This window comes from Bifidobacterium pullorum subsp. gallinarum, assembly GCF_000741215.1.
Taxonomy (GTDB): domain Bacteria; phylum Actinomycetota; class Actinomycetes; order Actinomycetales; family Bifidobacteriaceae; genus Bifidobacterium; species Bifidobacterium pullorum_B.
The window spans coordinates 1-25260 of record NZ_JGYX01000001.1 but is presented as its reverse complement, the minus strand read 5'-3'; the positions used below and the strand labels follow the sequence as shown (position 1 = coordinate 25260).

The following is a 25260-nucleotide window of genomic DNA, read 5'->3' as shown; positions in this document are numbered from 1 at the left end:
GCACGGCCTCATGCCGCGCACACAATACCGTCATCAGCGTAGCCAACGCCCCAGACGCCGGCAAGTGTCACTGGTTGTACGAAACCACGGTGAGCGCTTGGGCAAACGGAGCCTGCGTGTCGAAATCCAATACGGTCACGCTGCCGTTGGCGGGGCGTTCGCCCAGATCGTAGCCCTCCGGAGCGAAGCGGTGCATCAGGCTGAGCAGTGTGTTGCCGTGGCCGATGACCAGCACATCGTCCCCGTCACGCAGGTCGGGATTCGCCGCGATCAGCGCGTAGGCCCCCTCCACACGCGTCCAGTACTCCGCGTCGGATTCGGCATCGTGGAAGGGATCGGCCTCCTTGAGGAAATCCCGCGTGGCGCCCGGTCCGTACTGCCGCACGATGGCGTTGTAGCTCGGGGCGCCGTGCGGCGCACCGGCCGCATGCCAGGCCATGCCCATGTCCAGGCCCTCGAAGTATCCGTAGTACTGTTCGCGGAAGTGCATATCCGTCGTCAGTTCCGGACGATGGTGGCCGGCCTGTTCGTTGATGTCGAGGATGGTCGCCGCGGTCTCGATGGCGCGCGTGGTGTCGGAGCAGTACGCGGCGGCGAATTGCAGATCGCGCAGCTTGTTGCCGGCCTTGGCCGCGTCGGCCCTGCCGGACTCGGTCAGGGTGGCGTTCGACCAGCCCTGCAGCCTGTTGTACCGATTGAAGAACGTCTGTCCGTGCCGGACCATATGCAGATGCACTCTCATGCCCTCCATTATCCGTGCCGGTCGGACGCATGGCACAGCAAGTTGGGGGTGCCGCAATGGTTACGACATGCCCGAAGGAGGTGTGGCGTGTCGTTGGCCCGCCTGGCATGGTTTACTGGCTGGTATGGGACGTTTTATCTCTCGTTGGCTGGTGATGACCATCGCAGCAGGCGTCATGGTGGCCCTGCTGCCCGGCATGCGCGCGCTCGGTGAGCCGCCGGTGCTCGGCATCGCCGCGTTCGCATTGTTCATGGCGTTGATCAACGCCTCCATCAAACCGATCGTCCAGACGCTGGCGCTGCCGTTCTCGATCCTCTCGCTCGGCATCGTGGCTCTGGTGATCAACTGGTTGTTCATGGAGCTCGCCTCCTGGCTGGCGGTCTCGATCTTCGGGGTCGGCGTCGGCATCGACGGGTTCTGGTGGTCGGTGCTCGGCTCACTGATCATGTCCATCGTCTCGGCCATCGTCGGCGCCGTGATCGGCGACTGACGGCCGTCCGGACAACGAAAAGACCCCGCAGGGCGAACCTGCGGGGTCTTTTCGGTATGTCCTTGTTGGTAAAAGATCCAGATCAGCGCGAATAGAATTCGACGACGTACTGGATGTTGACCTGCACCGGGATTTCCTCGGCTTCCGGCTTGCGGGTCAGGGTCGCCTTGAGCGACGGGAGGTTCACGTCGAGATAACCCGGAACCGCGGGCAGCACGTCACGATGCACGCCTTCGGCGGCAATCTGGAACGGCACCATGGTCTGGCTCTTGGCCTTCACCTGGATGGTCTGGCCGGGCTTGACGCGGTAGGACGGGCGATCGACGACGTTGCCGTCGACGAGGATGTGACGGTGCACCACGAACTGACGGGCCTGGGCGGTCGTGCGGGCGAAGCCGGCGCGCAGCACCAGGGCGTCGAGGCGGGTCTCCAGATCGGAGAGCATCGCGTTACCGGTCTGGCCGGCGGTACGGGTGCCCTTCTCATAAGCGGCGCGAAGCTGCTTCTCCGAGATGCCGTACTGGGCGCGCAGACGCTGCTTCTCGCGCAGACGCACCGCGTAATCGGACTCGGTGCGGCGGCGGGTGCGGCCATGCTCACCCGGGGCATACGGACGCTTTTCGAAGATGCGCTGAGCCTTGGGGGTCAGTGCAATGCCGAGGGCGCGGGAAAGACGCACCTGACGGCGGGAACGCTGAACGTTCGTCATTGAGATATTCCTTCTGTCGTTGTTTGAACGGAACACAGGGCGGCGGACCGCCTTGTGCTGAGCCGGCCTCTCCAACGCTTCCTCGTGCCGAGGCACGAACGGCCGCGAAACGGGATTCCGACGGCCGCCGACCCGTTGATGGGCTAAGGCTCCAGACGGTGTCAGCCGGCAGGCAGACACCAATTGTCCAGTATACGCGCAGGGGGTGGACCACTGCGGGACGCGGTCCGGGCGCTCCCCGCGGAGGAAGACGCCCGGGTGAGGACTAGAGCTTTTCGATGGGGGCGACCGCGAGCATCAGCCGCTTGACGCCGTCCGACCCGAAGTCGACGGTGATCACCGACTTGGGGCCCTTGTCCTGCAGGTCGACGACCGTGCCCAGACCGAATTTGTCGTGCGTGATCTTGTCGCCGATCTGGAAATCCGCGATCGACAGCCCGTTGCCTGCCGTGGACGCCCCCGGGTTCTGCTTCGGCTTGCTTCCCGACGACGGCGCGATGCGGCGGGTCGTCACCTTCCCGCTGCGGCCGGATCCGGAGGAGCCCGATCCGTAGGACGACGAACGTGAGCCGGAGGAACCATACGATTTCGACGAGCGCGAGCCATACGATGAGCCCGAGGAGCCGTATGAACGTCCGGAACCGCCATAGGTGGACCGTGAGCCGTACGAGGAGCCATACGACCGGCCCGATCCGTACCCGGACCGCGCCGCGGAGGACGAACCGGACCCATAGGAGGAGCCCGTTCCACGGGCCGACCCGTAGGTAGAGCCGAACGTCGACCCCGCTCCCCCGTAGCTGACGCCGCCAAAGTCGTCGTCATCCCATCCGCCGAATTCGTCGTCGCCGAAACCGCCGTTGCCCCAGCCGCCGCGCATGCGCTCCATGCCCGCCTCGCGACGTTTCCAATCGATGAGTTCGTCGGGAATCTCGTCGAGGAACTGGCTGGGCATCATCTCGGCGGCCTGCCCCCATTGGGCGCGTACGGCGGCACGGGTCACATACAGCCGACGCTGGGCGCGGGTGATGCCCACGTAGGCCAGACGACGTTCCTCCGCCAGTTCGCTGGTGTCCTCCATCGAGCGCGAGTGCGGGAACGTGCCCTGTTCGAGGCCCGTCAAGAAGACGACCGGATATTCGAGACCCTTGGCGGTGTGCAGCGTCATCAGCGTGATCGAACCGCTGTCCTCGCCCTGCATCGGCAGCTGGTCGGAATCCGCCACCAGCGCCGTGGTCTCGAGGAACCCCGCCAACGAGGGGTCCGGGGTCTTCTGCTCGTATTCGGCGGCCACGGATTGCAGCTGGGACAGGTTCTCGACGCGGGAGGCATCCTGCGGGTCATCGGAACGCTGCAGTTCCTCGAGCAGCCCCGACTTGGAGAGCACCTCCGCCACGATTTCGGAGGGCTTGCCGTCATGGGCGACGGCGAACTCGCGTAACGCCGTCATCAGGTCGCGGAACGCTCGCAGCTGTGTCGCGGTGCGTGTGGGCGCGCCCAGCTCGTCGACGTGGAGCACGCCGTCGAAGAACGTGGCGGCGTGCGTGTCGGCGTACATCGTGACCAATGATTCGGCCCGTGCCCCCAGCCCTCGCTTGGGCACGTTGAGGATGCGCCGCATGTTCACGTCGTCCGCGGGGTTGACGATCGCCTGCAAATAGGCGATGGCATCCTTGACCTCACGACGTTCGTAGAAGCGCGTGCCGCCGATCAGCTGATACGGCAGACCCGCCTTGATCAGCGCCTCCTCCAGCGAGCGCGACTGTGCGTTCGCCCGGTACATGATGGCCACATCGGAGTAGGCGACACCGGCTTCGACGTGCAGCCGCGCGATCTCGGAGGCGATCCACGCCGCCTCCTGCTGAGCGTTGTCCGCGGCGTAGCCGACGATCGGCTCGCCCTTGCCCAGCGCGGTCCACAGTTTCTTGGGCTTGCGGCCCTCGTTGTGGGCGATGACCGCGTTCGCCGCGTCCAGGATGGTCTGCGTCGAACGGTAGTTCTGTTCGAGCATGATGGTCTTGGCGTTCGGGAAGTCCTGTTCGAAGTCCTGGATGTTGCGGATGTCCGCGCCGCGGAACGCGTAGATCGACTGGTCGGAGTCGCCGACGACGGTGATCCAGGCCGGCCCCTGCCGTCCGGCTGCCACGGCGTCCGGTTGGGGCCGCTCCCCCGCATCCACGCCGGCCAGCTCCCGCACGAGCACGTACTGCGCGTGGTTGGTGTCCTGGTACTCGTCGACGAGGATGTAGCGGAACTTGTGCCGGTAGTATTCGGCGACCATCGGGCAGCCGCGCAGCAGTTCGACGGTGCGCACGATCAGGTCGTCGAAGTCCACGGCGTTCGCCATGGCGAGCCGGTGCTGGTATTCGGCGTAGACGACCGCGTACAGCTCCTCCACGTTGCCGAACCGGCCGAGCTGGTAGCCCTTCTGGCCCGGCTTGTAGTCGGCCGCGTAGGTGTTCAGCTGCTCCCGCCACCCCTGCAGGTTGTTCTTGTAATCGGAGATGCGCGCCAGGATGGAGCGGGGCGTATAGCGTTTGAGGTCGATGTTCAGATCGGCGCCGATGAGCTTGACCAGGCGCTCGCAGTCGGCGGTGTCGTAGATGGAGAATCCGGATTTCAGTCCGATCTGCTCGCCGTCGCGCCGCAGGATGCGCACGCAGGCGGAGTGGAAGGTGGACACCCACATGCGCTGGGCCACCGGCCCGATCAGCCCGGTCAGGCGTTCGCGCATCTCGGCGGCGGCCTTGTTGGTGAACGTGATGGCCAGGATCTGGCTGGGCCAGGCGCCGAACTGGGTGAGGATCCAGGCGATGCGGCGCGTCAGCACGCGGGTTTTGCCCGAGCCCGCGCCGGCGCCGATGAGCAGCGCCTGCCCGCGGTACTGCACGGCCTCGGCCTGCTGCGGGTTCAGGTCGCCGATGAGATCGTCGGCGGCACGCACGATGAGATCCGGATCCTGTGGCACGCTGGCCCCTTTCCTTCAAGAATCGATCGAGTCCGATACGTCGGGTATCGGCGCATTCATGTCTACCACATCGTTCGGTCAGGTGACGCACGTAAGCTGGACGGTTATACGCGCATCAGCACGTTGTCGGCAGCATTCAGCGCAAAGGATGAGAAGTATGAAGGAACTCGAGGAACGTATCCGCAGGGAAGGCACCGTCAAGCCGGGCAATGTGCTCAAGGTCGACGCCTTCCTCAACCACCAGTGCGACGTGGCGTTGTACGACGCCATGGGCAGGGCCTGGGCCGAGCATTTCGCCGGGCGCACGATCACGAAGATCCTCACCATCGAGGCCTCCGGCATCGGCATGGCCTGCGTGGCTGCCCGCCATTTCGGCAACGTGCCGGTGGTGTTCGCCAAGAAGGCGCAGTCCATCAATCTGGATGGCGATCAATACGTGACCACCGTGTATTCGTTCACCAAGCAGCGCGAGTTCCCCGTCATCGTGTCGAAGAAGTATCTGGGGCCTGAGGATCATGTCCTGCTCATCGACGATTTTCTTGCCAACGGCAAGGCGCTGCGAGGCCTGATCGATATCTGCGAGCATGCCGGCGCCACGGTGGAAGGCATCGGCATCGCCGTGGAAAAGGGATTCCAGGGTGGCGGGGACCGACTGCGTCAGGAAGGATACGATGTCGACTCGCTGGCGATTGTGGAGTCGATGGATCCCGAGACCGGTGATATCACGTTCCGTCACTGAGCCCGCGCGAGAGGAGAGAATATGAGCGAGAAGAAGACCAAAACGACCTCCGGCATTTCGTTCGAAGCACTGAGCAGTTTGGATGCACCGATTGCGTTCTGGCGCGGCATCCCGTTTGGGCTGCAGCATGTGATGGCCATGTTCGTGGCGAACCTGGCGCCGATTTTCATTGTGGCGTCGGCCGCAAACATGGATGCGCAGCAGTCGGCCACGGTGATTCAGGCCGGTCTGCTGGTGGCGGGCCTGGGCACCTGCCTGCAGTTGTACGGCGCGTGGCTGATCGGCTCGCGGCTGCCGATGGTGACCGGCATCTCGTTCACCTACGTGGCTGCGGCCGTGGCGATTTGCGCAGACAAGGGCTATGGCGCCGTGGTCGGTGCGGTGCTGGTCGGTGGCCTGCTGGAGCTGGTCCTGGGTCTGACGGCCCGCTACTGGCGCCGGTTCGTGCCGCCGATCGTCTCGGCCATCGTGGTCACGTCGATCGGCTTCTCGCTGCTGACCGTGGGCGCCGAAAGTTTCGGCGGCGGCTCCGGGGCCGAGGATTTCGGCAGCTGGCAGAACCTGACGCTGGGCCTGATCTCGCTGGTCGCCTGCCTGGCGTTCCAGCTGCTGATGAAGGGCACGGCCAAGCAGCTTTCGGTGCTGTTCGGCCTGGTGGTCGGCTATGTGGTGGCGATGGCGATGGGCAAGGTCGATCTTTCCGGTTTCGCGCACCTGCAGATCGTGTCCGTGCCGCGGATCATGCCGTTCAAGCCCGAGTTCGACCCGGGTGCGATCATCTCGCTGGGCCTGCTGTACGTGGTCTCCTCCGTGGAGGTGCTGGGAGACACGGCCGCGCTGACGAAGGTGGGTCTGAACCGTCTGCCCACCGAACGCGAGACGGCGGGAGCGATCGCCGGCGACGGCCTGATCTCCTCGGTCTCCGGCCTGTTCGGATGCCTGCCGCTGACCAGCTTCGCCCAGAACATCGGCCTGGTGGCCATGACCAAGGTGGTCAACCGCAAGGTGATCCTCTCCGGAGGTCTGATCCTGATCCTGGCCAGCTTCGTGCCGGCCATCGCCGAGGTGTTCAACTCGATGCCGCAGGCCGTGCTCGGCGGCTGCACGATTATGATGTTCGGCAACATCATCCTCTCCGGATTCCAGATGATCGCCGAGGCGGGCTTCACCCAGCGCAACATCACCATCGCGGCGCTGAGCCTGACGATCGGCATCGGATTCACGCAGGTGAGCGACATCTTCGTGCACTTCCCCGCCCTGTTCCAGCAGATCTTCGCCTCGAACTGCATTGCGGTGGCCTTCGTCGTCGCGCTGATCCTCAGTCTGGTCCTGCCCAGCGAGAAGCATTTCCTGGCCGCCAGGGAGGACTGATTCACGCCTCAGCTATGAGGCTTTCCTGACGGTCGACGACAACGACGTGGCGACGGACCGCGCCAGCGTGTCGGCGGGATTGCCTTCCGCGGCCTTGAGCCCCCGCAGCATGCGCAGCTGGATCGGCACCGTGATCGCGAACGTCAGCAGGTCGGAGATCGGCTGGGCCATCTGGATGCCCAGCAGCGCCGGCAGGCCGAACGCCGGCAGGATCGCCGGCAGCAGCCAGACCAGCGGCACCAGGAACAGCCCCTGACGGGCCACACCCAGGATCGAGGCTGCCAACGTCCTGCCCATGGTCTGCTGGCTCATATTCGACATCATGTTGAACCCGTTCATCCACAGCGTGCAGCACTGCAGCCGCAACGCCACCTCGCCGATCCGGATCACGTCGGGGTCGGCCCGGAACAGGCCGACCAGTTCGGGGGCGAACAGCGCGAACACCACGGTCGCGCAGACCAGGATCGCCGTCTCCACGCGCACGCCGAACCAGAATCCGCGGCGGACGCGGGCGAACAGACCGGCGCCGTAGTTATAGCCGCACACCGGCTGGAACCCCTGTCCGAAACCGACGATCATCGAGTTGGCGGTCAACGCGATGCGGTTGACGATCGCCATGGCCGCGATCGCCGCATCGCCGAACGGGTTCGCGGCCAGATTCACGCAGGTCACGGCCACCGACCCCACGCCGTTGCGCAGCAGCGACGGCAGTCCCCCGCCGATCATCTCCCGGATGAGCAGCATGTCCGGCTGGAACCATCGCGGGGACAGCCGGACCACGCCCACCTTGACGCACATCACGGTCAGGATCGTGAAGCTGATGGTCTGGCAGATCGCGGTGGCCAAGCCCGCGCCGAAGATGCCCAGACCGGCGCCGAAGATCAGCGCCGGGGCCAGAGCGATGTTCAGGATCGCCCCGGTGACCAGACCGATCATCGAATAGGCGGACAACCCCTGGAAGCGCAGCAGGCCGTTCATCGTGAACGAGCCGGTGACGCAGGGCGTGGCGACCAGCAGCGGCGTCAGGTACTGCACCGCATAGGGGGCGATGGTGTCGGTGGCGCCCAGGCCGCGCACCAGCGGATGCAGGACCAGCAGCCCCAGCACGCCCAGCAGTACGCCGAAGCCCACCGATCCGAAGAAGGCGACCGACAGCAGTCTTGAGGCGCGTTCCTCGTTGCGTTTGCCGAGCTCTCGCGACAGCGAGTTGCCGCCGCCCTGGCCGAAGAAGAAGCCGATGGCCTGCATGATGGTCATCACCGAGAAGGCCACGCCCACGGCGCCGGACTGCGAGGTGCCGAGCCGGCCGATGAACCAGGTGTCGGCCATGTTGTAGGTCACGGTGACGAGATTCGAGACGATGGCCGGCACGGCCAGACGCAGGATCAGCGGTTCCAGCGGGGATTGGGTCATCTGGACGTACTTCGCGTCCGCCTTGGCATGGACGTCCGATGCTGCCGCAGCCGTTCCGTGTCCTCTACTCACGCCCGCATTCTATCATCGCGGCCGGCGGCGCGGCCCGGAACCGTCCACCGATCGCACTCAGCCGACGGCCAGCTCGGTGGTCCTCTCCGCGGTATCCGAGCGCGGCCGGCGCGCCCGGATGGCGCCCACGGCCAATCCCACGCAGGTGAAGGCGGCCGCATACATCAGCACCAGACCGGTCGATGACGCCCACGCCCCCGCATCCGGACCGGAGGCGGCATGCTCCCCCAGTCCCAGCGCCGCGCCCAGCGCGTCGCCGTACCACCAGCCGGGCAGCAGATGGCCGAGCACCAGCATGGCGTCCGGCATCAGCGAGGCGGGGAACCAGGCGCCGCCGGTGAAGGCGACCATCAGCGAGAACACATTCGCGAACCCGTTCGCCGCCTCCTCGGACACGCCGCACTGCCCGAGCGCGAATCCCAACGCCACGGCCATCAGCGCGTACGTCAGCACCGTCACCGCGCACAGCGCGAAGGACTCCGGCGCGATCGAGGCGTCCGTGCCCAACGGCAGCATCAGCAGCGCCGACAGCGCCAGGTAATAGGCCGACGCGATGACGCCGAGCAGCAGGCAGGCCAGGAACACGCCCATCCCCCGCCGAGAGGGATGCTCCGCCGACGCGGCCAGCCTGCGCCGGACCCGACCCGCGTTGAACACACCGGCCACCAGCGCCACGGTCACGGTCATCGATGCCATAATCGGATACCCGCCGAATCTCATCGACACACCGAACATCGACGCCCCGGTGCGGGAGTCGCCGGCCGTTCCCGTCTGCGCCACGGCGATGCCGTCGCGTCCGTTGACCTGCGCCTCGTCCATCACCCGTTGCACGCTGTGCGCCAGCAGCGCCCCGTCGGCGTCCGTGTCGACTCCCGCATGCACCAGCCGCGCGCGGTATTCCGATCGGAGCGACGATAGCAACCCTTCCATCTGCATCCTCGCCATCGCCCCCACGCCGGAGGTGTAGCTGGTCACGGTCCGCACCGCCGGCACGTCGCCGCCCGTGCGAACCGCCTCGGCGAACCGTGCGGCATAACCCTCCGGCACGATGATGATCAGGTCCACATAGTTCGTGGCCACGGCGTCCTGCAGCGCGCGCTCGGTATCGTCTAGCGCGATCAGATCGCAACCGGCGGAGAGCCCCTCGCGCAGCCCCTGCGCGATGCCGGCCTCACCGCCGTCGCGGTCCACCACGGCGACCGTGGCCCTATCGGACTCGTAGACGCCGGCGGACGCCGCATCCTGCTGCGCGCCGGCCACCGAGCCGGACATCAGGACGATCATCATCAGGCTCAGCCCGAACAGGTAGACGAGCAGATAGGCGCGGTGCCGCCAGATGACCCGCAATGCGGCTTTAAAGGTGTTCATAGCGTTGCCTCCTCAACATCAGCGCCGCAATGGCCAGGAACACGATGCTCATCCCCGCCAGCAGCGCGGCCGTGCGGACGAAGGGCTGCAGGCTGTCGTAATACAGGATGTCGTGGAACAGCTGGGAGACCTGCCGGACGGGGTTGATGTCCGCCAGCAGCGGCAGCTCCCGCTGGATCATGTCGCCCAGCTGCATGGCCGGCTGGCCGTAGAGCCCGGCGAACAGCGACAGCAGGCATGTCATGCCGGTGGAGATGCCCACCTTCGAGCCCACGCCCAGTTTCGGCAACGCGCCGATCAGCGAGCCCAGCGACGACGCCATGAACGTGGCCACGCCGATGCCGAGGAACGCGAACGGTTCACGCCCGGCCACGCCCACCGAGAACACGTATCGGATGACGACGAATGACAGGCTCATGCAGCATGCGGACACCAGCCAGGCGGCCAGGAACCCCGCCGTCAGTATGCGCCACTTCGGCAGCGGCGCCAGGCAGCGGCGCGCGCCGAGGGTGGACAGATTCGGCTGGGATTCGCTGATGGCGCCGATGGCCAGGGTCATGGTCATCAGACAGGCCATGCCCAGCAGTGCGAACTGGTAGCGCACGGGTTCGTCCGGGGCCGTGCGGGTGAGCCGGATCTCCTCGCTCAACCCCGCGGTGGCCCCCAGCTGCCCGGTGAAGGAGTCGTCCAGAAAGGCTTCGGGAGCGTACCGCCCCACCGCCTCCCCCAGCCGCGCCGTGTCGTTGTACCGCGCCACGGCATCCGAGATGATGCTGAGGGTTATGCCCACGGCCCCGTCCGATTCGGCCGTGGTCGCGGCCGAATCGCTGATGACGAACGCCAGTTCGCCGTCCCGCGCGGCCAGATAGCCCACCGCGCGACCCTCACGCAGGTCGGCGAGCGCCGCGTCCGCGTCCGGCACCTGCGTGGCCTTGAGCACGGCCGTGTCGGCGTCCTGCAGGGCTTCCACGAGGTCCTGCGCGCCTGTCAGGCCGTCCCATGCGTCGTCACGCACGATGTCTATGGGCTGGGCCTCGATGCTGTAGCTGCTCTCGATGTTCTGGAACATGGCGTGGAACATGGTGGCCAGGATGATCGGGAAGGCGAGCGCCCAGAAGATCATGGCCGGCCGGTGCAGCATGGTTTTGATCTGTGCGATGAATGTGGTGAGCATCGTCCGCTCCTTTGAGTCGCGCAGCGCCGTGCCGGTCAGTTCGAGGAACACGTCGTTCAGGCTCGGCGGACGCGAGGTCAGGTGTCCGATGTTGGTGCCGGATCGCTCCAGCACGCCGAGTATGTCGATGAGGTTGGTCTCGCCGCGCCGGCAGCGGATGTCCAGCTGCTGGCCGTCATAGGTGGCCGCGATGACCGCGGGCAGGGCGTCGACCTGCTCCAGGGTGGCCGGGGTGAGGTCCAGGGTCTGGACGGTGATGCGTTCGCCGGTGTCGATCATGAGTTTCAGTTCCTCGGCGGTGCCGAGCGCCAGATGCCGGCCGTGGTCCATGATGAGGATCCGGTCGCAGATCTGCTCGACCTCCTCCATGTAGTGGCTGGTGTACACGACGGTGGTGCCGCGGTCGCGCAGGGTCATGATGCCTTCCAGGATGGCGTTGCGGCTTTGCGGGTCCACGGCCACGGTCGGCTCGTCGAAGAAGATGAGGTCGGGCCTGTGCGCTATGCCGCAGGCGATGTTGAGCCTGCGCAGCAGACCGCCGGAGAGCTTGCCCGGACGGAACCGCCGGTAGTCGTCGAGTCCCACGAAGGCGATGGCCTCGTCGACCATGGGGGTTCGGGTGCGTCTGTCGGGCACGTACAGGGAGCAGAAATAGTCGACGTTCTCCTCGACGGTCAGCTCGTAGAAGACGGCGACCTCCTGCGGCACGACGCCGATGCGTCGTTTGAGCGCATAGCTGGTGGGCGTCATCGGCGATCCGAAGACGCCCACCTGCCCGGCGTCGTAGGTCAGCAGCGCCAGGATGCAGTTGATGGCGGTGGTTTTGCCCGAACCGTTCGGGCCGAGCAGGCCGAAGATCTCCCCCTGTCTGACGTCCAGGTCGAAATAGTCGAGGGCGAGCACGTCGCCGTACCGTTTGACCAGCCCATGAACGCTGACCGCGGATGGAACGGATGTGGTCATCGCTGCCTCCTGTCTTGTGTAGGTATCTCCATGATGCAGGATGCCGACGGGGCCTGCATGGTGAGACACGTCATCGTTTCCGCCCGGATCGTGACGAATGTCACCGTGCCCGTCCCCGAAGTCACGGTATGGTGGAGACATGCGCACACTCCTCGACAAGGCCGCGATGTTCGCCTTGTGCCTGATCCTGCATATCACCCTCACCGGCGATATGCGGCCGGGTTCGGTCGTGGCGCTGCTGGCCGCGGTCTGCTGCACGTCGCTGTGCGAATGGCTGCCGGCCGCACGGCTTCGTCCCCTGATGCCGGGCTGCTACGCGGTTATGGCATGTCTGTCCGATGAATTCCTCTGGTTCCTGCCGACGATCGCCTATGACGCCATGCGTCTGCGGCCCCTCCGCTTAGTACGGGCCGACACATCGCCCGCCCGCGGGAACGGTGCGGCCGGGCCGCCGCGTTGGATGATGGCCGTGTCGTGCTGGCTGTGGGTCGCGCCGCTGGCGATGCGCCTGTTCGGGTTGGGTGCCGACCGCGGGCAGGCCGGTCCGGATTCGTATCTCATCGTCGTTGTTGCGGCGGTGGGTGCGCTGCTCGGGGAATCCGCGAGGCGCTGCGACGCGCTCGACACCGGCAGGACCCGGATCGAGGATGAGTCCCGGGACATGCTGCGCCGCTACCGGATCCGGCTCGCCGACGGCAGCGAGGAACGCGCCGCGGCCATCCATACGGCCACCGTCAACGAACGCACGCGCATCGCCCGCGATATCCATGACAACGTCGGCCATCTGCTCACCCGCGCCATCATGCAGGCCGAGGCGGGCCGGCTGGTGGCCGAGGCCGGCGGCGCGCACGATGCCGCCCGTGGGTTCGCACAGATCCACGATACGGCGGACCAGGCGATGACGATGATCCGCCGTTCCGTCCACGATCTGGAGGATGACGGCACGGATTTCGCCGCGCAGATCCATGCCGCGGCGCACGCGTTCGACGGTGCGGCGGATTTCGACGTTCGGCTGCGCAACGATATCAGGACGGCGCCCGCGCCGGTCGCGCGGTGCCTGTCCGCGGTGATCCGCGAGGCCGTGTCGAATGTGGCCCATCACAGCGACGCCGCGCAGGTGTCGGTGCTGTTGCACGAGTTCCCCGCCTTCTGGCAGCTGACCGTGCAGGATGACGGAGGCCGCACGCCGCACGTCAAGGCCGCCGCTCCGCGCGGCATGGGGCTGGCCGACATCGAGGCCCGCGTCAGGGCGTTGGGAGGCACGGCGCTGTGCGGACCATTCAACGACGGATGGCGCGTCTTCGCATCGATTCCCAAAACACCATGGACCGCCGAGGGAGGACGCGCATGAAAACCGCCATCGTGGATGACGACCCCATCGTCTGCCAGTCGCTGGCCACCATCCTCGCCGCCACCGGGGCGGCCGAGGTGCTCTGGACGGCGAACAACGGAACCGACGCCGTGGAACGCTATCGATCCGGCCCGCACCACCGGCCGGACGTGCTGCTGCTCGATATCCAGATGCCCGGCGTGAGCGGATTGGACACGGCCCGGCGCATCCTGGCGTTCGACCATGCCGCGCGCATCCTGTTCCTGACCACGTTCTCGGACCGGGCCTATATCGACGAGGCCATCGCCATCGGCGCCCGTGGATACCTCATCAAGCAGGACGTGTCCGCCGTCGCCCCCGCCTTGCAGGCCGTGATGGCGGGTCAGGTCGTGCTCGGCGCCGAGGTGCTCGGCAAGCTGACGGCGGAACGGCCCCACCGCCACGACGGCGACGTGCCCAGCGATCCGTTCCCGAATCTGAGCGACCGCGAGCGGGACATCGCCGCGCTGGTCGCGCAGGGACTCGACAACCGTGACATCGCCTCCCGACTGTGCCTGTCGGAGGGCACCGTGCGCAACCGCATCAGCGGAATCCTGGACAAGCTCGGCATGACCAACCGCACGCAGCTGGCCATCGCCTGGCTCAAGAGCGAGCGGTAGGCTCAGCTGTTCTTCATCACCACGTTGTCGATGACGTCGGCCACCTTCTCGCAGGCGTCGGCGCACTCCTCCAGCTGCGTGTACACCTCATGCCAGGCGAACACGCGCAGCGGGTCGGTCTCGGCGGTGTGCAGCGTGCGCAACGCATCCACGAACATCGTATCCGCCTCCTGCTCGATGCGGTTGATCGTGAACACACGCTCGCGCAGGGTCTTGGACCGCTTGAACCGGCGCATCTCAGCGACCAGGTCCTTCATCTGGCCCACCTCCTCGACCACCTTGTCGAGGGTGACGAGCGCATCGGGGCGGATCTCGCGAACGTTGTCGTAGTACAGCCGGTGCAGCACGCCTTCGATCTCATCGACCACGCTGTCCAGATAGTCGCTGAGCAGCGCGATGTCCTCGCGGTCGATCGGGGTGATGAACGCGGTGACCAGCTCGTCGACCAACGCGTGACGCACCTCGTCGGCCGCCTGCTCGATGGCATGCATCTGCCCCATGCGCTCTTGGAGCGTATCCGGGTCGTAATGGCGCATGACGTCCGCCAGCAGCTGCACGGCCTGACAGGCGTATTCGGCGCTCCTGTCAAAGGAGTCGAAGTAGAACGCGTCGTTCTTTCTTGCCATGTGAAGCAGATTCCGTTCGAAGATGAACATGAACAGTTTGGCCATGATGTAGCTGATGATGCCGCAGCCGGGGAATGTGAACACCCAGGTGAGCATCATGTCCTTGACCACGCCGAAGTTGATGGCGGACAGACGCTTGACCGCGCCGACGCCCATGATGGCGCTGGTCTTGGTGTGCGTGGTGGACACGGGGATGCCGAGCACCGTCATCAGCAGCAGACACAACGCGCTCGACAGGTCGGCGGAGAAGCCCTGAAACTTCTCCAGCTTGACCATGTCCTGGCCGACCGACTTGATGATGCGCTCGCCGCCCACCGAGGTGCCCAGGCCCATGATGACGCTGCACAGCAGCATCAGCCACACCGGGATCACCACGCCGGCCACGCTGGACTGCCCGTTGCAGAACGCCATGCCCAGGAACAGCACGCCGATGAACTTCTGGCCGTCCTGCGCGCCGTGCATGAAGCTCATCGAGGCGGCGCCCACGATCTGCGCGTATTTGAAGAACCCGTTGGTGCGGCGGCGGTCCATGCCGGCGCAGATCACCGTGACCAGCTTGCAGACGACCCAGCCCATCGCGAAGCCGATGACCAGGCTGGCCACCAGACCGTACAGCACCTTGACCCACTCGTCCATGTTGATGCCGCCGATGCCGCTCTGGATGGCGATGGCCGCACCGGACAGGCCGGCGATCAGACTATGGCTTTCGGAGGTGGGGATGCCGAACAGCGAAGCGATCACGCTGTAGACGACGATGGAGAACAGCGCGGCGCACAGGGCAATCAGCGCCTCATGCGTGTTGCCGCCGAAATCCACCATGTTGCTGATGGTGGAGGCCACCGAGGCGTTCAGCTGGGTCATGATGAACACACCCAGGAAATTGAAGACCGCGGCCATGATGACCGCGGAGCGTACACGCATGCAGCGCGTGGTCACACAGGTGGCGATGGCGTTGGGGGCGTCGGTCCAACCGTTGACGAAGATGACGCCGAGCGTGAGCAACGTAGTCACCATCAACGCCGGATTGGTGAGGACCTGTTGGATAAAAGTCATGAATGAAACGTCCAACGGACTCGCCACCTTTTTCGCTCAGGTTTTCAACAGTGAACACACTGAGTTTACCCGATGTTCACCCGAGAGTCATGCAGCGTGGCTACGTAGCGTTTCATCAATGGCGTGTCGCGGCAGAAATCATCCCCCGTCACGGTCGTATTCCATCCATGTCACGACACGACATTGCAGCGAAATACGCCGATGCCGAGTCGATGCTCCGCCATATCGTGCCTCTTCGTTCAGCCTTGCCGCGAAGACCATGCGTGGATGAAGAACAGACTGGCTCCTATCCCAATGCGCCCAAAACCTCACTGCGTTGTTCCTCGATGGCTTCGACGATCTCCGCCTTGTACTCGTCGCGGTTCTGCCATTCGTCGATGTTCAACATCAATGCGTCCACGCCGACTCCGACCGCGGCACCGGCGGCAAGCCCCGCAACCGTGCCGAGTGGACCCGCAACGGTACCCGCAGTACCGCCGATGGCGCTTCCTATAGCGCTCGCACCGAGTTTGCTTCCGATCTGACTTACGAATTTCTTAAAGAACTGTTTCGATGCCGCTTTCATGAGCACACCGGCGGCCAGGCCGATCGTACTGCTTATCACGACCCGATCATTCGCATCGAGTAGCCGCTGGGCCGGTTCAAACGAGTCGGAGAAGAAATCGTCATCCAGTTCCTCCTTCTCGACGATCAGCCATTCGGGTACGTCATCCATTTCATACGCGGCGAGCTCCTCCTCCGCATCCGTGCGATATTGGTCGATCTGGGCGGCGTAACGCTCCAACTGCTCGTCAATAGCGGAGTCGTCGATGCCGTTTTCGATGTGCGCGGTGAACTGATCGGTTACGAATTCCTCCGCGGAACCGGTGATCATACTCGCCAATCGTTCGTAATCGGCAGGCAGGCTGTAGTACCAATCAAGGTAGTCATCCACATTCTCGAGACGCTTATCGAACGATTCGTTAATGAGATTCGTTAGCACCTCGCTATTCTTCTCGCTGAGCTTGGCGACCTTCCTTTCGGTTTCCTCACGCACCATTTCGACTGCCCGCTGGTCGTAGTATTTTCCGTCGAGCACATATATGGCAAGATCCATCTGGTCACGGACGAATCGTTCGGCCATGGTATATCCTTGAGTCGTCGCTACAGTGGCCATCCAGGAATCGGCGCCGACGAATGATGCGATCAGGACGGCAGGCATAGCCGCAGCCACGACGATATACGCCTTCTTGACATGCAGATCCGCAATCTTCTGTCCCTCCGCCGGCAAAGGCGAAAACACCCTCTTCATCTCACCGATATCGATGGAAGCCACCCTCAGTAAACCCGCGATGCCGAAGAACGTGGAAACAGACAAGATGATCACGATCGCGAATGAGATGGCCGCGGACACGTGGGATGCCGTCGAGATGCCATACAGCTTCATCCCATCCACGAAACTCATCAATATCCCCGACTCGGACACCAACGTGGAAGATGCGCCTTCGAGAGGGTTCTTCGCAGCCAGGAACGCATCAACCGCACTGTCGTACGTCGTCATCGGCCGTACCAACGTGGCGACGGTATACAAAACAACCAGTAGCACCCCCACGACGATATAGCTCCAGAACAAACAGCCCGACAAACGGTAATTCTCCGTATATTCCCTACGCGACAACTTGTCCGCGACAAGGAACACGACAATATACAGCGGAATCGAAATCACGGTAAGGATCCATTCGAGGGTTCCCCATCGAGGAGTGCTCAGGATCAATCCGGCCGAACATACCGCGGAAAACACGAATCCAATAATGATGGACAGAATTCGCCCATTGTTGAAGCGGGCGTGCATACCGCCTTCACGATATCTGACCTGACGATATGTCTTCTTTACAACGACACGGTAAACATGACCGATCGTCATGACAAAAGTCAGCACCGCCCAAAGCAGCGCAATCACGAATGAAGGCATAACCGGTACCAGGCGAGACATCAGGAACAGCAGGCCGATGAGAACCATGGACTCAATGAGGTACAGCCCCCATCGTTTCCATGATTTCGGCACAGGTTTGCGAGCAAAACACTTGCTCGCTGAGGTCAAGGCTTCTTCCATATCCGTCCCAATCGCTCTTCCCGTTCGATTGGTATACAAGTGTAATCCGCAGCCAGATCAGTCTTGGATGGAACACTCCCGGTAGCATCACCATAGATTGCACTTGGACTGACGCTACAGGGAACCGGCCCATGCGTACGACCGAATGCGCCAACGAATGCCCGCACGAGAGCCGGAATAGGACCAGACAACAGCAAAGGGAGGTCCGAAGACCTCCCTACAGAGTCAATGTCATCGTATCGGGCCGTTATGTGCGCCCTGTCTACATCACTCCCACTCAGTAATCAAATCGTGCACTTCCATAGCCTCTCGTCCACGTGGTGTATCGGTGTCCCCCTATTCGCCGGAATCTGGCAATTTTCGAGCACTTGAGTTGAACTCAATATGAACTCAACGCCGATGTTCGCTCGACAGCTTCCGAGCGGCTTGCATTCCCGCCGAGGAGGACGGACGCCTCTGGCAAGACCAAATCCTGCTAGATGCGCACAACATAGCCGTCCTTGCGCGGGGCGGCCGCGCCCTCGGGCCCCGCGGCGTATCCCAAGGCGATGGCGCCCACGCCGCGCAGCGTCTCGGGCAGGCCCCACTCCCTGAGGAGCGCCTTGCCCTCCGCATAAGCCATCGGAACGGCGGTCAGACTTCCTCGCGGTGCCGCGCGAGGAAACCAGGGCACCTGTGCAAGGCACACTCCAGCAAGAATCACAACCACGCCCAGCCACTCGGCAATGCCAAGCGGCTCGCCGAGCACGATCATGGCGATGAGGAGGCCGGCGGGAAGCTCCGCAGCGGCCATAACGGTCGAGAGCCCGGCGGGAAGGTGCGGGGAGCCTAGGCCAAAGAGCAGCACCGGACATGTAAGACCGAAGAATCCCGCTATGGCGGCGAAAGGCAGGATGCCTTGGAAAACAACACCGGAGAAGAGGTAGTCCGGGCACACGGTGAGCGACATGAGACCCGCGCCCAGACACACGACAACACCTCGCTGTTCGTTGGAGCAGTCCACCTTGACCTTTCCGGAAAGTGTGACGAACAACGAACAGGTGACCGCTGCGCCGAGGGCGCAGACGAGCGCGACAGGATTGTAGCCGGCGAGTCCCGTCCTGTAGACGCCGCTCGCGAACACGGTGCCGAACACGATGAGCGCGGCCGAGGCGATCTCAAGAAGCCTGGGCGCGCGCCGCATCATAATGGTCTGCCAGACAAGTCCCATCCAAGTGAACTGAAACAGCAGTGTGAGGGCCACCGGAGCAGGCAGCACGCTCATGGCATAGCAATACAGAATCGAGGTGGTGCAGGTGAGGGCACCAAGCCCCATGAGCTTGAACACCTGTGCGCCCCCAAGACGGCTCAGACGGCCGCCGCGCAGCAAACGTACGACCGTTGCGAGGATGAAGAACAGGCAGCCGAACCACGCCTGACTCGCCACCACCTGCGCCGAAGTGTAACCCGCCGCGTAGGCGAGCTTGTACGTAGTGGCCATTGCGCCGTAGCAGGCACCACCTGCAAATACCTGCAGGGCAGCCGTTACCTGGCGATGTCCCGAAGCCGAGGTAACCACAGACGTCGTCTGCGAATCGATTGCGTTTTCCATGCTCTCTCCTTCCTTCGCCCCATCCCATGCAAGGCAAGCTTCACACGTCCCGAGTCTTCGGAAGAGAGGTCATCTCGTCGGATGTTGCCGACCAATACAAAAACCACGCGACCGATGCTCGGCTGCGTGGCAAAAAGGTGGCTTACGCCCAGAAAAGTCCACACGATTTTAGACGGGTCCAATCTACGAGGTCTTCCTGGAAATGTCAAACGCGGTCGCGAAATTGCTCCCAACGCATGACAATAGTCTGCACCGATTCCCTGGAGCGAATGATTCCGCGATCATACCGATCATGACATGTTCTGTCGCGTGGGAAGGACGGGGCTGCGGATTCAGCACTGCCATTCGTCCGGCTTACGGAAGGACAGGATCCCGTGTTCGTCCAACGCCCAGGCCGTGGATGCGGCCAGTCCCACAGCGCACAGGTACAGGGCGATGTCCTCTCCGATCATGTCCGCGAACGGTCCGCCCGCCAGCGCGCCGATGGGCTCGGCTGCCAGGGCGATGACGCGCTCCACCGAGCTGACCTGCCCGAGCAGCCGTTCCGGGGCGGTGACCTGTTTGATGGATTCGCTCAGGACGAGGTTCACCGTCACGGTGAAGCTCCACACGAACTGGGAGACGCATACCAATGCGATCACCACGGCGTTGCCGTACTCGATTGTGAAGGCCGACAGCGACACGAGCAGCGCCGCCAAAGCGGGCGCGAACAGCGTGGCGATGAACAGGGGGGCCGGACGCCATGCGCCGGATGAGGGCCCCACCGCAACGGAGCTCACAATACCGCCGATGCCGCTGCACGTGGCGGCGAGGCCCACCGCCACGGGATCCATATGCAGCACGCGGATCACGAACACGTAGTAGATCGTAAAGAACACGGCGGTGAAGAAGTTGAACTGGCCCGCGGAGAACGCGATGGAACGGATGATCCCGATCCCCCAGACGAAGCGCAGGCCACTCAGCACATCACCGTCGTCATCGTATTCATCATCGGTCTTGACGCGCGCTGATTCATCCTGCCGGGGCGTATGCTCCGATGCCGCGGCCGTCTTCCGTTTCCTGCGTTCGAGTACGTTGAGCAGCACCAGCAGCGAGCTGCACACGTACGTCACGAAATCGAACAGCAGGGACAGAGCGACCCCGAGCGTGTCGAACAGCCATCCGCCGACGCTCGGCCCGATGCCTTCGCCGATTGCGTTGGCGCCCTCGATCAGCGCGTTGGCGTGCGGCAGACGGTCCCTGGGCACAAGCGATACCGTATAGCCGGTGCGGGAGATGTCGAATCCCAGCTCGGAAACCACGTGCAGCCAGCGGCCAGACATGCCACACCGCGACGGCCGAGCATGGTAGAAAACTAGCATTCTACAAAGAAAGTCAACGTTTCCGCGCCACACGGCTAGCGGGTCCAAAATCGGCACATACGAAACAGGGGCGCATCCCGCGAACGCGGAACGCACCCCCGAGCGGTGCAACACTTTTCTGCTGGACTACTCCCACTCAGTAATCAGAATATGTACGGGGCACTCTCTCGTCTCTGTAGTGTCTCAGTGTCTATCATGTTCACAGATTCACCCCGAAATCCACGTCTGCGTTGAACTCAAAATGAACTCAACGCGTTTTTATCGTTCAGGGGCTTGCCGACGGAAGTATGCACAAAGGCCAATTCCGCAAGCGACCGCCAGTTAGTCATTTTATCAAACGGGCCGTCAAGCCACAGGCGTCCGCGGGTTCTAGATAGAAGTGCAACACCTGCCTAGGGTTGGAAGTGTCTAGGTTCCAGCTGGAGGTGTTGCACTCGTGGGTACATGTTATTCGCACCTGTCCCCGGACGAGCGGATCCGGATCGAGAGGCTGCATTGCGAGCAGGGTCTGAGCGTCAGGGAAACGGCCAGGCTGATCGGCCGGGACAAGGCCACCGTCAGCCGCGATCTGAAACGGGGACTGTGGTTCGCGTCCAACGAGAACGAATCGCACCTGTTTTTAGTCAAGTTGGTGTTTCGGTTTTCGTCAGGTATTTTTTTCGGTTTTGGGCGTGGGTGTGCCGGCCGGGTGTGTTTTATTGGTTTTGGGGTTTGCCGAACATGAGTGCCTGGCTGATGCGGTGGCTTTGTCCGGTGAACTCGATGAGTCGTCCGTGGTGAACGATGCGGTCGATGATCGAGGCGGCGAGTTTGTCGTCGGCGAAGATCGTGCCCCATTTGCTGAACTCGATGTTCGTGGTGAAGATGATGCTCCTTCTCTCGTAGCTGCCGGCGATGACCTGGTAGAGCAGTCTGGCGCCGTCGACGTCGAAGGGCACGTAGCCGAACTCGTCCAGGATGATCAGATCGGCTTTGGCGATGTCCTTGAGCATGGTCTCGAGGGTTCCCTCGCGCTTGGCGCGGCCCAGCTGAAGGACGAGCTCGGCGGTGGGCAGGAAGCGTACGTTCATGCCCCGGTCGATCGCGCTCATGCCCAGCGCGGTGGCCAGGTGGGTCTTGCCGCGTCCGGTCTTCCCGTAGAACACGAGGTCCTGGGCCCTGCCGACGAAGTCCAGGGAGAGCAGCTCGTCCCGGGCGTACCCGTCGGGCAGCTTCACGTTCGTGAAGTCGTAGCCGTCCAGCGTCTTGGGGACGGGGAACCGGGCGCGGCGCAGGAGCCTGGCGCGCTTCGAGGTCTCACGGTTGTCCAGTTCCGTGTGCAGCAGCCTGTCGACGGCCTGGAGCTGCCTGGGCGTGGCCCAGGCCAGCAGGTCGTCGATGGTGGCTTGGGAGATGAACAGGGCGCGGGCCCTCGCCCGCAGCCGGTCGATGTCCGTGCGTTCCTCGTTCCTCTGGCTCATGCGTTGTCCTTCCTCCCGGCGAACGCCAGGTCGTATTCGGTCAGGTCGACGGGCTCGTCGTAGGCGACGGGCTCGGTCCCGGCGGCGTGTCGGGCCGCGGCCAGGCATACGCCGGCGCGGTCGATGCCGCCGGTGGTCTCGAGGATCTCGGCCATCGCCGCCACCGCGTTCGCCCATCCGCTCTCGCGTTCGGCCTGCCTGAGCGTGCGCAGCCCCTCGGCGAGGACCGCGCGCTCCTGCCCGTCGAGCCATTCGCGCAGCGGGTCGGGAAGCGCCTCTCGGACCTGGCTGTTGGGCCAGGCCCCGGGCCTGTCGCCACGGCAGCCCGATCCGCAGGGACGGGTCGTCGCTGCTGGTGGGGTTGTCGCCGTAGGCGCGCGGATGCGTCGTGATGCGGGCCCCGGAGGCATCGAGCAGCTCGACCTCGAACGCGCGCAGCCCGACGATCAGCTCGCGCCCCGCATGCTCGGGGCCGGCCGCGTACCGGTGCCTGCCCTCGACGGTGACGATCCCGTACTTGTCGGCCTTCATGCGTTTCCACGTGACCACGTCGAAGCGCGCCTCCGGCAGCGCCAGCAGTGCTTTGCGGTCCTCGGCAAACAGGTCCGTCTCGCGCCCGCCCTTGCGGTAGTGGTCCTTGTCGCCCAGCGCGAGGCACCGCTCGAGCAGCCTGACGTTGAACGCCGGCATGCTCCACACGCTCGGCACCGGCACGAACAGCTTGCGGCGCACCGCGCCGACCCGGGACTCCACGCCGCCCTTCTCGTGGCCCGCGTACGCGTTGCAGAACACGTACTCGAACCCGTAATGCGCCTGGAACGACTGGAACAGGCGCGTCAGCCTCACCCGCTCGAACATCCTGCGCCCCACGCCCGCGGCGTTATCGAACACGATCCGCGGCGGCACGCCGCCCAGCCACTCGAAGATGTCGCGAAGCGCCTGGCACGCGCACTCAGCGTTCTCCCCGGGCATCAGCTGCGCCGGCCCGACGTTCGAATACGGGAAATCCAGCACGAAATGACGCATGCGCGACACCTCGCCCCGGAACCTGACGTCGACCTCGCCGAAATCGGCCTGCGCCTCGCCCGGATGCCACACCAGGTCGAGGTAGCCGGCCTCGCGCTCCGCGGCGAACTCGCGCCGCAGCTGCGCGACCTTCCTCGTCACGGTCGACAGCGACACCTCCGCCCCGTACTCGTCACGCAGACGCTCCCATATCCGGGTCGCGGTATGCCGCTGCTTGCGCCACGTGCAGCGATCCTCCGCGAGCCACTGCTCGATCACCGGCACGTAACGGTCGATGACCGACTCCGCGTGTTTCCGCTTGACCGGCGGCCTGGGTGACAGGTCCCCTGTCTTCAGGTACTTGCGCACCGTCGGCTCGCTGACGTTCTCGCTGCGCGCTATCGACGCGATCGACTCGCCGTTCATCCTGCGACGACGGATAGACTGGACTTTGGGCATGCTGATCATAGCCTTTCCGGACCTCCTTGACGGAAAACGAAGCACCATCAAGATAAGGCCCACGGGTGGTCGGCATGCCTTTGCCTAAACCCGAAAAAACTACATGACTAAAACCTCAACAAACAATTGAACAAAAACACGCACCGCCCGTACCGGCCGCGGCGGCTGAAGACCGGCCCGTGGACGTCCATGCCGTTCCACTCCGCCCTCGCGGCGCAGCGGAGGGCCGACCTGAGGCGCCACGAGTCCCGCAAACCGCATCGCATGGACTCGGACCGGCTGCGCTCGTGGGTCATGGACGCGCTGCGCCGTGGATGGAGCCCCGAGCTGATCGAGGGCAGGCTGAAGCTGGAGTACCCCGGCGACCCCGTGATGCGGGTCAGTCACGAGTGCCTCCACCAGTGGATCTACGCGAAGCCGCAGCGCGGCCTGGACCTGCGCCAGTACCTGCCGCGGGCAGGAAGCGCCGGGCCGGACGGAAGGGACGCAAGGTCAGGGGGCCGCGCATCCCGATGCGCGTGGACATCGGCCAACGACCCAGGGCTGTGGACTCGCGCGGGCAGTTCGGCCACTGGGAGTCCGACACCGTGATTGTATTTTGTCAACTCGGCGTGTGCCGTCTTACCGTGGGGAAGTTGACCGGGTTACCGGTCGTTATGTTGCCGGTTTGTCGTGGCTGGGCCTGTCCGGTCGGTGGTTTCTGGGTTATTGCATGAGGGCGTGGGTTTTGCGGTAGCTGTCGCCCTCGAATCTGATCATCCTGCCGTGGTGGACGGTGCGGTCGATTGACAAGCGGCGTGCCGTGTTGGGGTCGCCGAAGATCCTGCCCCATCCGCTGAACTCGATGTTGGTGGTGTAGACGATGCTCTGTCTTTCGTACGCGTTGGCGGCGACCTGGAACAGGAGGCGGCTGCCTTCCTCGTCGATCGGGATGTATCCGAGCTCGTCGACGACCAGGAGCCTGGCCCTGCCGATCTGGGAGAGCTCCCGGTCGAGCCTGTTCTCCGCGTTGGCGCGCAGTAGTCGCATGACGAGCTCGGCGGCGGTGAAGAACCTGGTCGGTACGCCCTCCAGGCAGGCCTGCCGGGCCAGCGCGATGGCCAGGTGGGTCTTGCCGGTGCCGGGAGGGCCGAACATGACCACGTCCTGCGTGTGCTCGACGAAGTCGAGGGATTCCAATGCCTGCCGCCCGTAGTCGACGGGGAAGCGCAGGGGTGTCCAGTCGTAGCCGTCGAGCGTCTTGGTTTGGGGGAACCCGGCCTGCTTGAGCAGTCGCGCGCGTTTGGAACGTTCCCGGGAATCGATCTCGGCGTTCATCCACGCGTGCATGAACCCCCGTCTGCGCGGGCGTGGCCGTCTCCAATTGGTCGGCCAATACCTGGCGGGTCAGCGGCAGCCGGCGGGCGAGTCCCATGATCCCGTCCATCAGCTGCCCGGTCGACGCGCGACGCCGTCTCGTGTCGGGCTGTGCGGTTCCGGGTTTGGTCATCATGCCTCCTTCCGGTCGTCGGACGGCCGCATGAACCGGTCGTAGTCGTGCAGGTCCGGGCGGGCTCGTCGTGCGGCGTCTCGCCCGCGGCGATCCTGCGCGCCAGCGTCATCAGGCTCGCCTCGTCGA

Annotated in this window: 15 protein-coding genes and 7 pseudogenes; 7 read left to right on the top strand and 15 right to left on the bottom strand. The window is 64.3% G+C overall.

Annotation, left to right across the window (positions count from 1 at the left end; translation table 11 throughout):
* Positions 1-67 precede the first annotated feature (67 nt).
* Positions 68-742, bottom strand: coding sequence for a histidine phosphatase family protein (locus tag BIGA_RS00100; RefSeq protein ID WP_033507482.1), 675 nt, complete (start codon positions 740-742; stop codon positions 68-70).
* A gap of 124 nt (positions 743-866) precedes the next feature.
* Here BIGA_RS00100 and BIGA_RS00095 point away from each other — a divergent pair, with 124 nt between their 5' ends.
* Complete coding sequence (locus BIGA_RS00095; RefSeq protein WP_033507484.1) at positions 867-1232, top strand: phage holin family protein; 366 nt, start codon at positions 867-869, stop codon at positions 1230-1232.
* A gap of 82 nt (positions 1233-1314) precedes the next feature.
* On the opposite strand, the gene rpsD is transcribed toward BIGA_RS00095, so the two are convergent.
* Complete coding sequence (rpsD, locus tag BIGA_RS00090) at positions 1315-1941, bottom strand: 30S ribosomal protein S4 (protein WP_033507486.1); 627 nt, start codon at positions 1939-1941, stop codon at positions 1315-1317.
* A 265-nt stretch (positions 1942-2206) separates the two neighbouring features.
* Positions 2207-4906, bottom strand: a complete 2700-nt coding sequence (locus BIGA_RS00085) for a UvrD-helicase domain-containing protein (RefSeq protein WP_033507488.1) — start codon at positions 4904-4906, stop codon at positions 2207-2209.
* 157 nt (positions 4907-5063) lie between these two features.
* Here BIGA_RS00085 and BIGA_RS00080 point away from each other — a divergent pair, with 157 nt between their 5' ends.
* Positions 5064-5645 (top strand): xanthine phosphoribosyltransferase, encoded by a 582-nt coding sequence (locus BIGA_RS00080; RefSeq protein ID WP_033507489.1) that lies wholly within the window; start codon positions 5064-5066, stop codon positions 5643-5645.
* A 21-nt stretch (positions 5646-5666) separates the two neighbouring features.
* Positions 5667-7016 (top strand): nucleobase:cation symporter-2 family protein, encoded by a 1350-nt coding sequence (locus BIGA_RS00075; protein ID WP_033507491.1) that lies wholly within the window; start codon positions 5667-5669, stop codon positions 7014-7016.
* Between the two features lie 12 nt (positions 7017-7028).
* Here BIGA_RS00075 and BIGA_RS00070 read toward each other — a convergent pair whose 3' ends face one another.
* From BIGA_RS00070 to BIGA_RS09755, 4 genes and pseudogenes are all read right to left on the bottom strand, one after another.
* Positions 7029-8429: an MATE family efflux transporter gene (locus BIGA_RS00070; protein WP_081929279.1), complete on the bottom strand. Its 1401-nt coding sequence runs from the start codon at positions 8427-8429 to the stop codon at positions 7029-7031.
* Positions 8430-8558: 129 nt separating this feature from the next.
* On the bottom strand, positions 8559-9869 hold the full coding sequence (locus tag BIGA_RS00065) for an ABC transporter permease (protein WP_081929277.1): 1311 nt from the start codon (positions 9867-9869) through the stop codon (positions 8559-8561).
* Positions 9856-10983: pseudogene (locus tag BIGA_RS09760) on the bottom strand (ABC transporter permease); the annotation flags it as partial. The pseudogene BIGA_RS09760 and the gene BIGA_RS00065, both read right to left, overlap by 14 nt.
* Before the next feature lie 75 nt (positions 10984-11058).
* Positions 11059-12006 (bottom strand): annotated as a pseudogene (locus tag BIGA_RS09755) (ATP-binding cassette domain-containing protein); the annotation flags it as partial.
* A gap of 139 nt (positions 12007-12145) precedes the next feature.
* Between BIGA_RS09755 and BIGA_RS00055 the strand changes: the two are divergent.
* Together BIGA_RS00055 and BIGA_RS00050 are read left to right on the top strand one after the other, a co-directional pair.
* Positions 12146-13357, top strand: a complete 1212-nt coding sequence (locus tag BIGA_RS00055) for a sensor histidine kinase (protein ID WP_033507496.1) — start codon at positions 12146-12148, stop codon at positions 13355-13357.
* Complete coding sequence (locus BIGA_RS00050) at positions 13354-13995, top strand: response regulator transcription factor (protein ID WP_033507498.1); 642 nt, start codon at positions 13354-13356, stop codon at positions 13993-13995. The genes BIGA_RS00055 and BIGA_RS00050 overlap by 4 nt, the downstream gene beginning before the upstream one ends.
* 2 nt (positions 13996-13997) lie before the next feature.
* Here BIGA_RS00050 and BIGA_RS09710 read toward each other — a convergent pair whose 3' ends face one another.
* The 5 genes and pseudogenes from BIGA_RS09710 to BIGA_RS00030 all read right to left on the bottom strand — a co-directional run bounded on the left by BIGA_RS09710 (position 13998) and on the right by BIGA_RS00030 (position 20679).
* A complete protein-coding gene (locus BIGA_RS09710) occupies positions 13998-14621 on the bottom strand; it encodes a DUF47 domain-containing protein (protein ID WP_033507500.1) in 624 nt (207 codons plus the stop codon).
* Between the two features lie 18 nt (positions 14622-14639).
* Positions 14640-15689: pseudogene (locus tag BIGA_RS09705) on the bottom strand (anion permease); the annotation flags it as partial.
* A gap of 271 nt (positions 15690-15960) precedes the next feature.
* The gene (locus BIGA_RS00040) at positions 15961-17766 is read right to left on the bottom strand and encodes a hypothetical protein (RefSeq protein WP_152596026.1); all 1806 of its coding nucleotides are present in this window, start codon (positions 17764-17766) and stop codon (positions 15961-15963) included.
* 475 nt (positions 17767-18241) lie between these two features.
* Positions 18242-19357 (bottom strand): DMT family transporter, encoded by a 1116-nt coding sequence (locus BIGA_RS00035; RefSeq protein ID WP_202805494.1) that lies wholly within the window; start codon positions 19355-19357, stop codon positions 18242-18244.
* 332 nt (positions 19358-19689) lie between these two features.
* Positions 19690-20679, bottom strand: coding sequence for an MFS transporter (locus tag BIGA_RS00030; protein ID WP_034259502.1), 990 nt, complete (start codon positions 20677-20679; stop codon positions 19690-19692).
* A gap of 475 nt (positions 20680-21154) precedes the next feature.
* Here BIGA_RS00030 and BIGA_RS09395 point away from each other — a divergent pair.
* Positions 21155-21331: pseudogene (locus BIGA_RS09395) on the top strand (helix-turn-helix domain-containing protein); the annotation flags it as partial.
* 82 nt (positions 21332-21413) lie between these two features.
* Here BIGA_RS09395 and istB (BIGA_RS00020) read toward each other — a convergent pair.
* Both istB (BIGA_RS00020) and istA read right to left on the bottom strand, forming a co-directional pair.
* A complete protein-coding gene (gene istB, locus BIGA_RS00020; RefSeq protein ID WP_034259497.1) occupies positions 21414-22178 on the bottom strand; it encodes an IS21-like element helper ATPase IstB in 765 nt (254 codons plus the stop codon).
* Positions 22175-23642: pseudogene (gene istA, locus BIGA_RS00015) on the bottom strand (IS21 family transposase). Before istA ends, istB (BIGA_RS00020) begins: the two are co-directional and overlap by 4 nt.
* Before the next feature lie 129 nt (positions 23643-23771).
* On the opposite strand from istA, the pseudogene BIGA_RS00010 reads away from it, so the two are divergent.
* Positions 23772-24235: pseudogene (locus BIGA_RS00010) on the top strand (IS30 family transposase); the annotation flags it as partial.
* Positions 24236-24347: 112 nt separating this feature from the next.
* Here the strand turns inward: BIGA_RS00010 and istB (BIGA_RS00005) are convergent.
* Positions 24348-25134: pseudogene (gene istB / locus BIGA_RS00005) on the bottom strand (IS21-like element helper ATPase IstB).
* Positions 25135-25260: the final 126 nt, after the last annotated feature.